13 protein-coding genes and 1 pseudogene are annotated in these 15,575 nt (G+C 63.7%); 4 read left to right on the forward strand and 10 right to left on the reverse strand.

What is annotated here, in order from left to right; all coding sequences use genetic code 11:
• Positions 1-158 precede the first annotated feature (158 nt).
• A complete protein-coding gene (locus I1A62_RS24200; protein ID WP_218271572.1) occupies positions 159-1,016 on the forward strand; it encodes an enoyl-CoA hydratase/isomerase family protein in 858 nt (285 codons plus the stop codon).
• 185 nt (positions 1,017-1,201) lie between these two features.
• Here the strand turns inward: I1A62_RS24200 and I1A62_RS24205 are convergent, their stop codons facing one another.
• The 10 genes and pseudogenes from I1A62_RS24205 to I1A62_RS24250 form a co-directional block, all read right to left on the reverse strand.
• On the reverse strand, positions 1,202-2,377 hold the full coding sequence (locus tag I1A62_RS24205) for an alpha/beta hydrolase (RefSeq protein WP_219460419.1): 1,176 nt from the start codon (positions 2,375-2,377) through the stop codon (positions 1,202-1,204).
• Between the two features lie 74 nt (positions 2,378-2,451).
• On the reverse strand, positions 2,452-3,945 hold the full coding sequence (locus I1A62_RS24210) for an MmgE/PrpD family protein (protein ID WP_219460422.1): 1,494 nt from the start codon (positions 3,943-3,945) through the stop codon (positions 2,452-2,454).
• A 179-nt stretch (positions 3,946-4,124) separates the two neighbouring features.
• The gene (locus tag I1A62_RS24215) at positions 4,125-4,889 is read right to left on the reverse strand and encodes an ABC transporter permease (protein ID WP_257890901.1); all 765 of its coding nucleotides are present in this window, start codon (positions 4,887-4,889) and stop codon (positions 4,125-4,127) included.
• A gap of 135 nt (positions 4,890-5,024) precedes the next feature.
• Positions 5,025-5,864: an ABC transporter ATP-binding protein gene (locus I1A62_RS24220; RefSeq protein WP_219460427.1), complete on the reverse strand. Its 840-nt coding sequence runs from the start codon at positions 5,862-5,864 to the stop codon at positions 5,025-5,027.
• 50 nt (positions 5,865-5,914) lie between these two features.
• Positions 5,915-6,958 carry an ABC transporter substrate-binding protein gene (locus tag I1A62_RS24225; protein WP_219460429.1) on the reverse strand — a complete coding sequence of 348 codons (1,044 nt, stop codon included), beginning with the start codon at positions 6,956-6,958 and terminating at the stop codon, positions 5,915-5,917.
• Positions 6,959-7,043: 85 nt separating this feature from the next.
• Positions 7,044-8,456: an aldehyde dehydrogenase family protein gene (locus I1A62_RS24230; RefSeq protein ID WP_219460432.1), complete on the reverse strand. Its 1,413-nt coding sequence runs from the start codon at positions 8,454-8,456 to the stop codon at positions 7,044-7,046.
• Between the two features lie 417 nt (positions 8,457-8,873).
• Positions 8,874-9,011, reverse strand: coding sequence for a hypothetical protein (locus I1A62_RS46495; protein ID WP_257890902.1), 138 nt, complete (start codon positions 9,009-9,011; stop codon positions 8,874-8,876).
• Between the two features lie 453 nt (positions 9,012-9,464).
• Positions 9,465-9,643 (reverse strand): annotated as a pseudogene (locus I1A62_RS24240) (transposase); the annotation flags it as partial.
• A 693-nt stretch (positions 9,644-10,336) separates the two neighbouring features.
• Positions 10,337-10,642 (reverse strand): MBL fold metallo-hydrolase, encoded by a 306-nt coding sequence (locus I1A62_RS24245; protein WP_219460434.1) that lies wholly within the window; start codon positions 10,640-10,642, stop codon positions 10,337-10,339.
• A 240-nt stretch (positions 10,643-10,882) separates the two neighbouring features.
• Positions 10,883-12,295 (reverse strand): aldehyde dehydrogenase family protein, encoded by a 1,413-nt coding sequence (locus I1A62_RS24250; protein ID WP_219460435.1) that lies wholly within the window; start codon positions 12,293-12,295, stop codon positions 10,883-10,885.
• 368 nt (positions 12,296-12,663) lie between these two features.
• On the opposite strand from I1A62_RS24250, the gene I1A62_RS24255 reads away from it, so the two are divergent.
• From I1A62_RS24255 to I1A62_RS24265, 3 genes are all read left to right on the forward strand, one after another.
• Positions 12,664-13,674 (forward strand): NAD(P)-dependent oxidoreductase, encoded by a 1,011-nt coding sequence (locus I1A62_RS24255; protein ID WP_257890903.1) that lies wholly within the window; start codon positions 12,664-12,666, stop codon positions 13,672-13,674.
• A gap of 34 nt (positions 13,675-13,708) precedes the next feature.
• Positions 13,709-14,086, forward strand: a complete 378-nt coding sequence (locus I1A62_RS24260) for a carboxymuconolactone decarboxylase family protein (RefSeq protein WP_219460437.1) — start codon at positions 13,709-13,711, stop codon at positions 14,084-14,086.
• Between the two features lie 123 nt (positions 14,087-14,209).
• Positions 14,210-15,565 (forward strand): MFS transporter, encoded by a 1,356-nt coding sequence (locus I1A62_RS24265; protein WP_219460440.1) that lies wholly within the window; start codon positions 14,210-14,212, stop codon positions 15,563-15,565.
• Positions 15,566-15,575 lie beyond the last annotated feature (10 nt).

A 15,575-nucleotide genomic window follows, 5' to 3' on the forward strand; every position in this document is an offset into this window, starting at 1 on the left:
CGAGAGCGTATATCCGCACCCTTCGAGCCCGCGGGCATCGCGTCATGGCGTGTGACCAGAACTTCGAGGGCCAGACGACAGCCTGGCCGGCACAAAGCGCACCGGGTGTTGTCGGCACCCTTGCGCCCAATCCCACACGAATCACCTAGGGAAACATCATGTCCAAACTGCAGTACGACTCATTCACCACGTTGAAGGTCGAGGATCTGGGGCGGATCGTCACAGCGACCGTGGATAATCCACCGCTGCACCTCTTGACCCGCGACTTGGTAGATGACCTCGACGCATTTACCCGGCAGGTTTCGGCCGACCCCGATCCGCTGGTGGTCGTCCTGAAGAGTCGGGATCCCGACATTTTCATCACTCACAATGACTTCGCGAACCTCTACCGTATGCAGCCACCGGAAGTCCCCGCGTCCGTGGGTGAGGTCGGTCTCAACCACATGCATGAAATCTGCGAGCGGCTACGGACGATGAACAAGATCACGATTGCACAGGTAGAGGGCCGAGCGAGCGGCGGCGGCGCGGCCATCGTGATGGCATGTGACATGAAGTTCGGCGCGATCGGCAAAGCTGTCTTCAACACCATGTCGGTTCCCATCGGTAGCGTTCCGGGCGGTGGAGCATCGCAGTACCTACCTCGCCTCGTCGGGCGATCGCGTGCGATTGAACTCATCATGGGTGGGCTCGATCTGGATGCGCTGACAGCGGAACGCTGGGCGTACCTCAACCGCGCACTTCCGCCTACTGAGATCGACGACTTCGTCTCCAGCACCGCGCGACGCATTGCATCCTGCCCCGCGGAGGCTGTTCGTCTCACGAAGGAAGTCATCGCCCTGGCAGACGGGCCCATCGAGGATGGCCTGCGACAGGAGAATTTCAGACTCCAACGTCTCATGGCCTCTTCTGAGTCCTTGGCGAACGTGGAGCGATTCCTTGCCATCGGTGGTGAGACGCGAGAGGGCGAGGTGCGCCTGGAGGCCCTACTCGGCGACGTGCTGGGGTCTTCGCGATAACGGATCGATCTCCATCAGAACGGTTTCAAAAAAGGCACCTGGGCTTGGCTAGAGGCTGAGCGGTGTGTCGGCCGTTTGTTCGCCGGCCGGAGGTTGCACCAACCCGCGCGTTTGCAGAGGCGGCCGCTCTGGCCACGGTGCCCGCCGAAATCTCGGCGGGCACCGTGGCCAGAGTCGAAGAGGTCTCATGAAGGACTGGAGAGGATCCACTCGCGGAGTAAACGCGCGATGTCGGCGTTGTTCTTTTCCAACATCATCATGTGCCCATTGCCGCGGATACCTCGATCAGCGAGTCGAACGAAGTCGTGCTCGACGCCAGCTTGGGTGAGGTACGCCGACGTCGCGTGGTCGTATGGCGCGTGATACGAAGCCTCGCCGGAGACGATCAGAATTCGGAGGCGAGCCAAATTCGGCAGCCTGCGCGCAGGCTCGGCCTGACGCCAGTACCGCACTAAACCGGGGCCGTCCGGCCGTTCCTGACGCTCGAACGACAGCTCGTCTGCCAATTCGGCAGGCGGCGAGTACGTGATCGGCGTCTGCGTTATTCCCCATGGCCGGGCGAGGTCAGCATCGTCGAACCATTCTGGTTCAGGTGTGAAACGTACGTCGTAAACGGGCGGACCGTTCGGTTCGATCGCCACGATTGCGTGCGTCAAATCCGGACGTACGTCACCGATCTGCCAACCGAAGGGGACGCCCAGGGAATGCGTGAGCAGAACAGCGGGACCGATCTTGTCGAGCAACGCGGCGCCGGCGTCGCGCATCGCCAGCTCTACCGAGTCTGCGTCGGCCGAACTCGATACCTGTGACGCGTAGAACTGGTCGAAGGTCGGATCTCCCCGCCTCCCGTTTCCTGGCCACTGGGTGTGCAGGTGCGCCTGCGGCCACGCCGGTGCCGACCGGTCGGCGCGCACCCGGCCCGCTACCGCGGTTGCCGGGCGCACTGCGCCCACCTGGTCGTGACCTTGGGCTCGTCCTCGGCCTGGCACGTCGACGACGTACACGGCGAATCCGTGCGCAACAAAGTTGTCGGCCCAGCCACGCCGCCCATCGGGCGTCGACAGGAAGCCCGCGCCGGTCTGTCCGCCTCCATGAATCATTACCACGGGGAACGGGTAACGCAGGTCCGCAGGTATCTGGTATTGCACGAATACCTGGCCCGTCATGGTGTCCGTGTCGTCGCTGTACCGGCCACCGACATAGAAGCAGCCTTGGTCGGACAGTACGAGCGGCCATCGGGATTCGTCTGCATCCCGGCCTGGGTCGTTCCGGTGTTCTGCCATGTCGCCGTCCGCAATGCCCGTCAACGTCGATACGCCTGTCCGGTCGTAGCTCGCCCGCGTACCTTTGTCGATCGTCATCAAAGACCGTGCTTTCTTCGACGCAGATCCGGACGAATATTCAGCTGGATTCGACAAGACGGGTTGTGTAGTCGTCACGACACATATCCTCCGGCGAGGAGGCTACTCACCTCATTGACGTCGTCTACCGATTCGAGGGATGCACATGCGTGGTAGAACTGATCGAAGCGACTTTGGCCGACCCGGCGTACCAGCAGGTCTTCCCACTTGGCCCGCAGATCGTCCCAAGTCGGGGCTGGGGTCCTGAACCGATGCCCACGGGGGTGCTCGACCCTGCGCGAGACCGAGCCACCGGCGAAATCGATCGTCACTTCGGCGCCTCGCCCTTGCGGCTGAACGCGATCGAATTCAGCGTCACGGATCAGGAGGACGAGCGACTTCAGGTGCAGCACCTTCGGGTCGTTGAGCAACGTCGCCGAGTGTGCTTCGTCGAATCCAAGGTTGCCGGCGACCAGAGCGGCCGCAACCATGTGCTGTAGGCAGATGGTCGGCATCGACCGGTTGTCGACAACGCTGGCCGGATGCGACGGCATACGAACGGTGATCCGCTCGATGTCGTCGAGCTCGAAGCCGTGCTCACTCTTCAATCCGAGGGCGGCTTCAACCGGGGAATGGATGGGGTAGCCAGCGGAATAGAACTTGAAGTTCGCGCCCATCACCGCATAGTCGGCGCCGAGATCCTTCGCCAGCTGTCCCTCACGGCCCGGTTCGGCCCAGGTGTCGATGATCCCGCCCGGTGCCTCGAAAATGTTGTCGCTGGCCTCGAAACCCGTTGCCGCCAGCACCGCGCCGGTGACGCCTGCGTATGCCGCCTGGCCGGTGACGAACGCTTTACTCATGTGCCTGCGTTCCCCGTAGGGCGCGTTGAGCGCAACGCTTTGCTGGACCGCCAGTGCAGCAGCGAACAGGTGACGGCTCTCGTCCAGACCGAGCAGCCGCGCACATGCGAATGCAGCACCCAGCGAATGCAGTGAACCCGGATCGATCCCATGGTTGCCCATCATGGGCGCAAGGCCACCAGTCACCGAGATGACTCGTGCGCCGACGTCGTAACCGAGGGTCACTGCGTTCACCAGATCGCGGCCGGTGCAGAACTGGCGTTCGGCCAGTGCAGCGGCCGCCGGGACAATGATCGCGGCCGGATGACCTGTGCCGAGGAAGTCCGACGTTGCATGGACGCTGTCGAACTCATCGGCGTGGCCGGAGGTGCCGTTGGCGAGGGCAGCTAGGGGCGCTGAACTTCGGTCGGGTGATCCGAGCACCACTGACTGCGGTTTGCCGCCCATATCGGCGACGTAGCGTCCGATGATCCGGCCTGCCGGGAGCTCGGCGCCTACGAACCCGCAGGCGAGCTGGTCGAACACGATGAGCTTCGCACGATCGGCCACCTCCCCGGGCAGTGTTTCGTACTGGGTGGCAGTGGCGTAGCTCGCCAATGCATAAGCGGCACTGCCGACCAGGGTGTCTGCGGCGACTTCATGTTGCTTGAGCATTCTTTTTCCGTATCTTCGTCGTGACGATGTCAATCGCGACACCGCCAGGGGGGCGAACGCCTCGTTGAGTTCCATCGGTCGATGCCGTCGGACCGGACCGGACCGCTACCGGTCTCGTCGGGTCGCAGCCGACCCGATTTTTCCTGTCGGTGCCGGGATACCGGGTCCGCCGCGGCGCTGGGGCCTTCGGCGCGGCGGCGCGGCGGCGCGGCGGCGCGGCGGCGCGGCGGCGCGGCGGCGCGGCTGATTCGGCATCACATCGCGCTGCCGGAGTTCTTCCATTCGAGCGGCTTCTTCGTCAGCGCGGTCATGACCCTGTCGATCAGGAATCCGGCAAGCAGGAGCGCGATCAGCGCCGCGTACGTGCCCGCGGAGTTGAATGACGACGCGTTACGTGCGACGAGGTGACCGAGGCCCTGGTCGCCGGCGAGCATCTCGGCGACGACGACTCCGACGATCGCCTGCGGCACCGCGAGCTTGAGTCCTGCGAAGACCCACACCAGCGCCGAGGGAAGCCGGACGCGCCACAGTACGTCCAGGGTCGATCCGCCCATGATGCGGACGGAGCTGATCAACGATTGCTTCACTTCCCGGATGCCGAAGAAGGTGTTGAAGAAGATGAGAAAGAATGCGACGACCGACGCGGTGAGGATTCCCAGTGCTGATCCGATTCCGACCCACATGATGAAGAGCGGGATCAGGGCGAACTTCGGCATGGTGTAAAGCGCGGTGATGAATGGTTCGAAGGTGTCGCCCAATAGCCGTGACTGACCCAGGATTACTCCGACCGCGATGCCGGCGGTTCCACCGAGCACCAGACCGAGGGCGGCGTTGCTGAACGTCTGGAGAGCGGCGTCGAAGACAGTTCCGTCGAGCAGCCATTCCCAGAAGAGCGGGAACACCTTCGATGGCGCGCTGATCATGATGTCGTTGATCAGCCGACCCGACACGAGCTCCCAGGTAGCGATCAGGAATGCGATGATCGCGATCTGTGCGAGGGCGATTTTCGCACGGTGCATCCTCCGAGTGTGTGAGACCGTGCTGCGCCGCTTCACCGACGGGGACGCCGGACGCGCCGGTGCGCTGAGGACTTGTGTAGACATAATATTTCACCTGTCTTCGTCAGGGGTTGATGCTCGATGGATTCGTCACGCTCAAACGGCTGGCATGTTCGGGTCACGCGCGCCACGGAGCCCTTCGTTCAACTCACGCTCGAACCGGGCGTACTCGTCTGTGTAGACGATGGTTTCGAGGTCCCTGTCGTCACCGTAGGGAACTTGGAACTCGGCGACCAAGCGGCTGGGTCGCCCTCCGCCGACGATCAGCACTCGGTCGGCCAGCTTTGCTGCCTCGGCGATATCGTGAGTGACGAAGACGACCGTTTGGTTCAGCTTCTTCACTGTTCGTCGTAGCTCGACATGCATCTGGTGGCGAAGCTGGGCGTCGAGGGCTGCGAACGGCTCGTCCATCAGGAGCAGGCGGGGATCGTAGATCATGCTTCGCGCGAGGAGTGCGCGGCGGCGCATGCCACCACTGAGCTGGCTCGGAAACAGACTTCCGGCTTCCGAGAGATCCAGAAGCGAGAGGTAGTGCTCGACCTGCGCCTTGGTTTCGGACTTGCTCACTCCTCGCATGCGCAGAGGCAGACCGACATTCGCTTGGACGGACATCCAGGGAAGGAGGGTGTCGTCCTGAGTCATGTAGCCGACATTGGTGTTGACACCGTTGATCTCGGCGCCGTCGAAACGGACGTATCCGCTGCGCGGGCTCAACAGTCCGGCGGCGAGGTTGAGGATGGTGGTCTTTCCGCATCCGCTCGGTCCGAGCAGGACGACGAACTCGCCAGGTTCGACCTGCATTGTCACATTGTGGAGAATGTCTTCACGTTCGTCGAAACCTATCGCTAGGTTGCGTACCTCAAAGATCGGCCCGGATGCGGGGCTGGTAGCTGATTTCGCGGCGGCTCGTCTTGCATGGTGGGCTAACTTCGACATGATCAGTCTCCTAAGGGTGTAGCTCGGGGTAGGCGTTGACTCGAGCTCCGTCAGTTCTCTCCGCGCGCCACCGGGTTGACGACTGTCTCGTATTCCAGTTCGGAATAGTCATGTTCGGAGAGGGGATCGAAGATTCGGACGAAGGTGTTCCAGTCCTCTCGAGTGAACAGGTTGCCCTCGTAGTACGCCTTGACGGCTTCGGTCCATGCGAGGTCGAACACCTGCTGATCCATACCGGAGTAGATGGAGTTCTTCAGGATCTGCCCCGTCTTCTCCGGCTCTTGCTTCGTCATCCGGGTGGTTTCGGCGAGTGCCTCGCGGATGCGGTCGACGAGCTCGGGGTTCTGCTCGATGAAGCGGGTGGGGGCAAAAACCACATTGCAGACGTAGCCGTCCAGTGCCGGTGCTTCGCCGGCCGGCACCGAGATGAGCGTGGTGGCAGTACCTCTCGCTACGGCAACCTCGCCGGAACCGGCAGCAGCCCACGTCGCATCGTAGGTACCCTGCTCGAGGCCTGCTCCTACTGCAGTCGTGGTGTCTGCGAGGGGAACGAGCTTGACGTCGCGGTCGGGGTCAAGTCCTGCGTGGGTCAGCACGACGCGCAGCGCGGAATTGCCGGCCGAGCCCGTCACTCCTGCGCCGATCGTCATTCCGCGAAGTGCCTGCACTCGCTCGTCCGGGCCGGCATGGACGTCGACGTTGAACCTCTCGATCGCGCTGTTCGAGACGACCAGGCTCTGGATGATGTCGCTGGTACCTGCGATGATCTGGAGATCCGCTCCGCCGATAACGGCGTCGACGAACGCGTTGGAGCCTGCGAGTGCGATGTCGGCATCACCGGAGAGGATCGCTGCGATCTGGTTCGAGCTTCCCGATCCAGCGATGTTCACTTGTTCGAAGTTCAGGCCGTCCTGCGTAAAATCACCTTGAGTCAAGAGTGCTGCGGGCGCCGTGTTGAACGACTGGCTGCTTGTGACTCGGACGGTCGTCACGCCAGCGTCGTCGGCCTTCAGTGGCCCGGACTGAGCGCCGCAGGCTGTCAATGCAACCGCGAGTGCAGGAATGGCCACCATGGCCAGTCGGCGAAACATCATTGTTCATTCCTCGTATCGATTCGGGGGTGTGTGCAACGACCGCTGGGCGCGAGACCGGATGGCGTTGACATTGTTGTCGCAACTGTTATCCGATGGACTTGTACTCGAGGTACTCCTCGACCCCGAAGCGGCCCGATTCGCGGCCGATTCCGGACAGCCGGAACCCGCCGTGCGGTGCCTTCAGGTTCACGGGCGAACCGTTGATGCGGATGCGTCCGGCGCGCAGCTTGCTCGCCAGCTTCTTCGCCCGATCGGCGTCGCCGGCCCAGATCGCCCCGGCAAGCCCATACACGGAGTCGTTCGCGATCTGGAAGGCCTCTTCCTCACTGTCGAACGGGATGATGACGACGACGGGGCCGAAGATCTCCTCCCGGGCGACACGAAGAGAGTTGTCGCCGGAGAACACGGTGGGGCGCACGAAGAATCCACGCTCGATGCCCTCGGGTGCCTCGGGACCGCCCGTCAGCAGACGCGCACCCTCGTCGATGCCCACCTGGATGTAGTCACGGACGCGTTGGCGCTGCGAAGCGTTCGCGACCGGGCCGAGGGTCGTGCCGGGGTCGTAGGGATCTCCCAGTACGAAGCTCTCCGCCGCACGGACCGCAAGCTGCTCGGCTTCGGCCAGTCGCGATCGCGGCACCAGGATCCGGGTGAGTGCGCCGCAGGCCTGCCCCGTATTACGGAAGGAGTCCTCGATCCCGCGGGTGACCGCAGTCTCGAGGTCGGCGTCCTCGAGGATGATGTTGGCGGACTTGCCGCCGAGTTCGAGGCAGACCTTCTTGACCGACTGGGACGCCAACTCCATCACCCGCCGGCCGGCGCGAACCGACCCCGTCAGCGACACCATGTCCACCAGCGGGTGCGTCACGAGCGCCTCACCGACCACCGGACCGGTTCCCGACACCAGATTGAACACGCCGTCGGGAAGCCCCGCCTCCTCGGCGATCTCCGCGAACAGGAACGGTTTCAGCGGAGCCAGTTCCGTCCCCTTCAGCACCACGGTGCATCCGGCGGCGAGCGCCGCCCCGGCCTTGAGGCTCACCATCCGCATCGGGCCGTTCCACGGTGTGATGGCGCCGACGACACCCGCGGCCGCGCGGCACACCGTCGTGTCACCGACCTGTTCCGACCAGACGATGTCGCGGAGGCTGTCCGCGGCGATCTCGAGGTCCTTGATCGACGCTCGTGCATGCGCGGCCTCCGCCATCCTGACCGGGTATCCGAGCTCGGAGACGATGGTCTCGGTGATCTCGTCGACTCGCGCCTCCATACCGCGCGCGATCTTGTGCAGCATCTCGGCGCGCTCGTCGGCCGGTGTCTGGGACCAGGCCGGGAACGCGTCCGCCGCCGCCTGCGCGGCGAGATCGACGTCCTCCGCAGTGCCTGCCGGAATGGTCGCGATCGTCTCCTCCGAGATCGCACTGATGACGGGAATGACGTCGGCGCCCGCCGAAGGGACCCACTTACCGTTGATGAAGATCTGATCCTTGACGATCAACCGAAATCACTCCTGTGATGTGTTGTGACGCCGGGGCGGACAAGGCTGCCAGCACTCGGACACCCCGGCGAACGCAGATATGAAGATGGCATACGACTCGGGCTTGGCCCTACCTCATCGCGTTCGCATATACGAACCTTTGATCGAGAGTGTGACCTTGAGCACGCTACGTGGATTCGGACAAACCTGTCAATGCCTCTCGCCGGCCGTTCGCTCGGACTCACGCGAAACCTAGGTAGCTACCGATGGCGTAGCCGGATTTCGGGACCAATTTTGTGGTGTTCGGATCGTTTTTGCTTGCTTGACGTTTCGCGCCACGAGTTGCGCTGTGCCGATGAGGGCACCAGCGGCGGTGAGATACGCGAATGGCGGCCGATCACAGGAGGCCGGGAGTGGTTGTCGGGGTGGCGAGTTCGGTCAGGCCTGCGCGCAGTGCCCGGTCGTGGACCCAGGTGAGGAATTCACTGTGTCGAGCCCGTGGCTGCTGTAGCGGTGGGTGCCCTCGATCCGGACGACGAGGTCGCGGGTTTTCAGCCGACGCAGGTTGTAGGTCATCTGCCCGGCGGACAACGTGTTCGGGTGCAGCGAAAAACCAGCACCGCGGAGAGCAGGGCATAGCTACGATGGTCGGCGAACCGCAAGCCTGGGACGTGGGTGCCGGCGGCGGTGGTGACGGGCCCGGCGCGTCGAGGTCATGAGTCGGGGAGGACTCCGTCTGCAACACCGACAGGTCGTAGCGGTAGCCGGCGTCGCTGTCGGCATCGGTGAACGGATTCCGGCAGAATCGCCAGCCACTTGCGTAGCAGAGCATCGATCCGTGGATCGTTCAGCCGATCGCAGATCGCTTGCAGCGCGTTGGCGTCGTCGACGGCGGTGAAGGCGTTGTCGAGCGCTGTGAACTCGAGCCCGGCCCTCGCCGCCTGATGTTGTGCCCAGCGGTAGCCCTTGATACGGGCTCGGGAGAAGACCCGTTGTTACGCACGCCGGCCGAGTCGCGGTGCCGCTGCTCCGGACATACTTCACCTTCGCCTCGTCCGCGGTGAACCAGGCGAACGGCACCCGCGCATCGAGCGCGCGTTCGATTATGCGCTGCGCCAGAGCGGGTTTGGTCACGACTCCACATCGTCACCGATCCTCCGGGCAGGCACCGGTCCCGGTCGGAGTCCAGGACTTGGAAGGTACAGCTCCCCGACACGGCGAACCTACCGGAGATCCTCTCACGCAACGCTTCCAACTCGAGAGCAACCAGATTGAGGACCACCCGACCAGGGTCGCCTACCTGTCGGAAAGTGTCGTTGCCGTATCCGCTGAGCACAGGCAGGCCGGTCGTTCCGGGCACCGGCCCATGCCTCTCGCGGACGGGCATGGGTCAGCGCTCTGAGGCAAGGACGTCGCACAGGTCCCGATTGCGTGTCTCATCGGTGGGTTGGGTGCCGGTGATTGATCAACCCGCAATCAGACTGTCCCGGTGGCACCTTCTTAGCACCGAGACGGGGCCTGCGTTCACTCCGTAGGAGACCAGACCACCCTCCGCACCGGGCCCGATTTTGAGACCCTCTCCGATCAGGCTTTCGACACCGACGCCATCGGGCGGAAATCCGGCGGTCGTGGTGTCAGGAGCCGAAGGTACCTTTCTCGACCACCGTGTGGTCGTGGCTGGGCAGCGGTTTCCAGCCAGTGCCCTCGAGGTGGGCGAGGCTAGCGTAGAAGGCACGGAGGGCCGTGAACCGCCCGGACGGCAGCGGCATGGCGGCACGAAGCCTGCCGTGATCCCATAGGCCCGCAGATGCTCCGCACAAGGCGCCCGCGGCATAGCCCAGTTCGTCGCGTTGGACCAGAATCTCGGCGTTGCGGAATACGTCGCTGTTCGAGCAGTGGTTTCAGTGCAGGTGGGTGTTGATGACGAGGTCGACATCGTCGGCGCGCACGCCCAGGCGGGTCAGCGCGTTCTCCATGGAATCCGCCTCCTTCACCGCGTACCCGAAGGGGATCATGCGACGGATCTGTGCTTCGTCCGCCGGACCGCCGGTGTCCACCACCACGGCCCGGTCGCCCGACCTCAGCACGAAAATCACCAGCGGGATGCTGAGAATTCGCCGGGAATGGTCATCGAGGTAGATCACCTTTCCACCCGTCCTGGACTCCCGATCTCGGCGGTAGAAGCCTCGGCCGCGGGCGTAATCCATTGCCGAATAATGAATTGGACCCCTTTGCCGACAATCCGATGAGCTTGTACCGAAGAAGCTCCTCGATGCCGGCAGGCCGTAGTTCGGCAAGTCGCCTTCGATCGGGAGTGCAGGACGTGCGGTGTCGAACGATTAAGGTGCTAACGATCCGGATGGTCGTGATGCCGTCATAGTCGTTTCTTCAACGGCCCGATCGAGAGCTACGAACAGCTGCCCCTGGGCGTTGCCGGATTGAAGCAGTTATCCGATGGACTTGTACTCGAGGTACTCCTCGACCCCGAAGCGGCCCGATTCGCGGCCGATTCCGGACAGCCGGAACCCGCCGTGCGGTGCCTTCAGGTTCACGGGCGAACCGTTGATGCGGATGCGTCCGGCGCGCAGCTTGCTCGCCAGCTTCTTCGCCCGATCGGCGTCGCCGGCCCAGATCGCCCCGGCAAGCCCATACACGGAGTCGTTCGCGATCTGGAAGGCCTCTTCCTCACTGTCGAACGGGATGATGACGACGACGGGGCCGAAGATCTCCTCCCGGGCGACACGAAGAGAGTTGTCGCCGGAGAACACGGTGGGGCGCACGAAGAATCCACGCTCGATGCCCTCGGGTGCCTCGGGACCGCCCGTCAGCAGACGCGCACCCTCGTCGATGCCCACCTGGATGTAGTCACGGACGCGTTGGCGCTGCGAAGCGTTCGCGACCGGGCCGAGGGTCGTGCCGGGGTCGTAGGGATCTCCCAGTACGAAGCTCTCCGCCGCACGGACCGCAAGCTGCTCGGCTTCGGCCAGTCGCGATCGCGGCACCAGGATCCGGGTGAGTGCGCCGCAGGCCTGCCCCGTATTACGGAAGGAGTCCTCGATCCCGCGGGTGACCGCAGTCTCGAGGTCGGCGTCCTCGAGGATGATGTTGGCGGACTTGCCGCCGAGTTCGAGGCAGACCTTCTTGACCGACTGGGACGCCAACTCCATCACCCGCCGGCCGGCGCGAACCGACCCCGTCAGCGACACCATGTCCACCAGCGGGTGCGTCACGAGCGCCTCACCGACCACCGGACCGGTTCCCGACACCAGATTGAACACGCCGTCGGGAAGCCCCGCCTCCTCGGCGATCTCCGCGAACAGGAACGAGCTCAGCGGAGCCAGTTCCGTCCCCTTCAGCACCACGGTGCATCCGGCGGCGAGCGCCGCCCCGGCCTTGAGGCTCACCATCCGCATCGGGCCGTTCCACGGTGTGATGGCGCCGACGACACCCGCGGCCGCGCGGCACACCGTCGTGTCACCGACCTGTTCCGACCAGACGATGTCGCGGAGGCTGTCCGCGGCGATCTCGAGGTCCTTGATCGACGCTCGTGCATGCGCGGCCTCCGCCATCCTGACCGGGTATCCGAGCTCGGAGACGATGGTCTCGGTGATCTCGTCGACTCGCGCCTCCATACCGCGCGCGATCTTGTGCAGCATCTCGGCGCGCTCGTCGGCCGGTGTCTGGGACCAGGCCGGGAACGCGTCCGCCGCCGCCTGCGCGGCGAGATCGACGTCCTCCGCAGTGCCTGCCGGAATGGTCGCGATCGTCTCCTCCGAGATCGCACTGATGACGGGAATGACGTCGGCGCCCGCCGAAGGGACCCACTTACCGTTGATGAAGATCTGATCCTTGACGATCAACCGAAATCACTCCTGTGATGTGTTGTGACGCCGGGGCGGACAAGGCTGCCAGCACTCGGACACCCCGGCGAACGCAGATATGAAGATGGCATACGACTCGGGCTTGGCCCTACCTCATCGCGTTCGCATATACGAACCTTTGATCGAGAGTGTGTCCTTCGCACGCTACGCGGAGAGGAACAAAGCTGTCAATGCCCGCCCGTCACCCATTAGCACTGCGCGCGAGAATTCGTGCCGCGCCCCTTTGATCCATGCACTACCCAACCCGCGCCGTTGCGACCGCGGGGGGGTGACGAACCCTCGTCGCCCCGCGATGACATGCCGAGCCTGTAGTTCGATCGCACCCCTGCCTGTGAGCCTGTTGACGAGTGACAGCCACCACAGCTACGGTCATTCCGTTCCCGTTTAGGAACTATTGTTCGTATATAGGATCATTGAAGGGAAGTCCGCAGATGAAAGTAGGGTTCATCGGCCTCGGCGGCATGGGGTCGGGCATGGCCCACAACCTCCTCGACGCCGGATACGACCTCGTCGTGCACGACATCAAGCGAGAAAGCGGGCAACCGTTCGAGCAGGCAGGCGCAACCTGGGCCGACAGTGTCGCCGAGCTCGGTCGGCAGGTCGACGTAGTTTTCACCTCACTGCCCGGTCCGGTGGAAATGCAAGAGGTCGGCCTCGGCACGGACGGCCTGCTGAGCACACTGCGGACCGGAAGCGCCTGGTTCGACCTGACGACGAATTCCCCCGCCGTCGTTCGTGAGGTGCACACAACCTGCGCCGACCACGGCGTCGAACTGTTCGATGCGCCGGTCAGCGGTGGGCCCAAGGGCGCACGGACTGGCAAGCTCGCCATCTACGTCGGCGGCAGTCGGACAGCATTCGGCCAGCACAAGCAGGTGCTCGATGCCATCGGTGACCAGATCCTCTATGTCGGCGAGATCGGTGCGGGCAATACAGCCAAGCTCGTCCACAACTGCGCGAGCATCACGATCCGCCGTGCCATCGCCGAGGTGTTCACCATGGGAGTCAAGGCCGGAGTCGAGCCGGCGGCCCTCTGGCACGCAGTGCGGCAAGGGGCCATCGGACGCGCGCGGACGTTCGACCGCATCGGCGATCGGTACCTGCAATCTGCCTACGACCCGCCGTCCTTCGCGTTGGCACTGGCCAACAAAGACCTTCGCCTGGCCCTCGAACTGGCCGAGCAGCTCGGTGTGCCCATGGCGTGCGCGGAAGTTGCGCAAGCCGACTTCACCGAAGCGCTCGATCGTGGATGGGGACATCGTGACTCCCAGTCGCCGATGCAGCTGCAGAACGAACGAGCGAACGTGACGATCAAGCTTTCCGCAGAAGATGTACAGGAAGTCCTCGATCGAGGCTGACCAGCCGCCTCGATCATGAACCACAGGAGATCCATTGGACGCCAACGAGACCGGACGTCGCATCATGAGCGAACTCATGGGTGCCGACTACGTCGAGAAGAAGGACCAGACCCGCAACGACTTCAATGACGTCATCCATGACTACTCCACCGAAGTCTGCTTCGGCCGGATCTGGGCCCGCGACGGCATCGACCGCAAGCAACGCAGCATCGTCAACATTGCCATGCTGACGGCGCTCAACCGGCCGGCTCAACTCGCACACCATGTCGAGGGTGCCCTCACCAACGGCTGCACGGTCGCCGAAATCAAGGAAGTGCTGCTGCAGGCCGCCGTCTACTGCGGGCTTCCGGCAGCCGGTGAAGCATTCCGGGTCGCAGAGAACGTGCTGCGCGAACACGGTCATCTCGACTGACGCTGTGTCACGCACCCGCCGCGCCGCCCCAATCCCCGCTCTCCTCCACAACTCCTCTACACGACACCTGGCGGCTCCCTCCCCTCGCTGGGTGATGTGACTCGTCGGCAACAAGGAGATCTAATGACCCACTCGCAGGAGAAGGTCCACCCACCAAGCCCCACACCCGGATCCTCCACGGGTAAGGCCAATCCGCCGGGCATGAAAAAGGTCGCGGCAGCGAGCTTCATCGGTACCGTGATCGAGTTCTACGACTACAACATCTACGGTGTCGCCGCGGCGCTCGTGTTCCCAACCGTGTTCTTCCCTGCGTTGGGTGCGGTGGCAGGCACTGTGGCATCCTTCGCCACACTCGGTGTGGCCTTCGTCGCACGGCCTTTCGGCAGCATCCTGTTCGGACACTTCGGTGACCGACTCGGCCGGAAGAAGACTCTGATCGTCACGATGCTGTTGATGGGAGTGGCTACCCTCCTTGTCGGCCTGATGCCGACCGCGGGGCAGATCGGCGTGGCTGCACCGATTCTCATCGTGGTTCTACGGATCCTGCAGGGCCTCGCTGCAGGTGGCGAGTGGGGCGGCGCGGTGCTGTTCGTCTCGGAGCATGCTCCGAAGTCCAAGCGCGGGTTCTGGTCGATGTTCCCGTCACTCGGCGGAGGCGGCGCGATCATCCTTGCCAACGCCACGTTCTTCGCCGCGGCAATCGGAATGAGCGACGATACGTTCGTGGCGTGGGGTTGGCGAATCCCCTTCCTGGCGAGCATTTTCCTGATCGCGGTCGGGCTCTGGGTTCGCCTCAGTATCGACGAGACACCGGTGTTCGCCAAGCAGGTCAAGCAGCACGGAACTGCCCGCACACCCTTCCTGGATGCGTTCAAGAGTCAGCCGTGGCAGGTCCTGCTCGCAACCGGCACCGCGGCGATGACGCTGTCATTGACCTACATCGGTGGCACCTACTTGATCAGCTACGGAACCAAGATGCTCGAGCTGCCTCGTCCGTTTGTACTCAGCATCGCGATCGCCGGCGGTTTCGCAATCTCCGTCGCGGTCATCCTCGGCGCCGTCCTGTCCGATCGAATCGGGCGCCGCCGCATGATCATGACGGCTGCGTGTCTGGCGATCGTGTGGACACTATTGCTGTTTCCGATCCTCGAAACTCGGTCGTTGTTCGCTTTCGCCATCGGCGTTCCGGTGACGATGTTCATCTCGGGTCTGGCGACCGGTCCCCTCGGCGCCTTCCTCTCCGAGCTGTTCCACACTCGCTATCGATACACCGCGACCGGCCTGAGCTACAGTCTCGCCGGCATGCTCGGTGGAGCGATCCCCCCGCTCATTGCGACGCCCATCATCGCAGCCTGGGGTGGATTCGCTTTCGGTCTCGTCATGGCCGGCCTGGCGGCTGTGAGTCTGACGTGCGTCCTGGTGATCGGCGAGACGAAGCAACTGGACCTCGACCGCGAAGACGGCGTCCCCGTCTCGTGACGAATCCTTG

The organism is Rhodococcus sp. USK10 (assembly GCF_019378875.1).
In the GTDB taxonomy this organism is placed as follows: Bacteria; Actinomycetota; Actinomycetes; order Mycobacteriales; family Mycobacteriaceae; genus Rhodococcus_F; species Rhodococcus_F pseudokoreensis.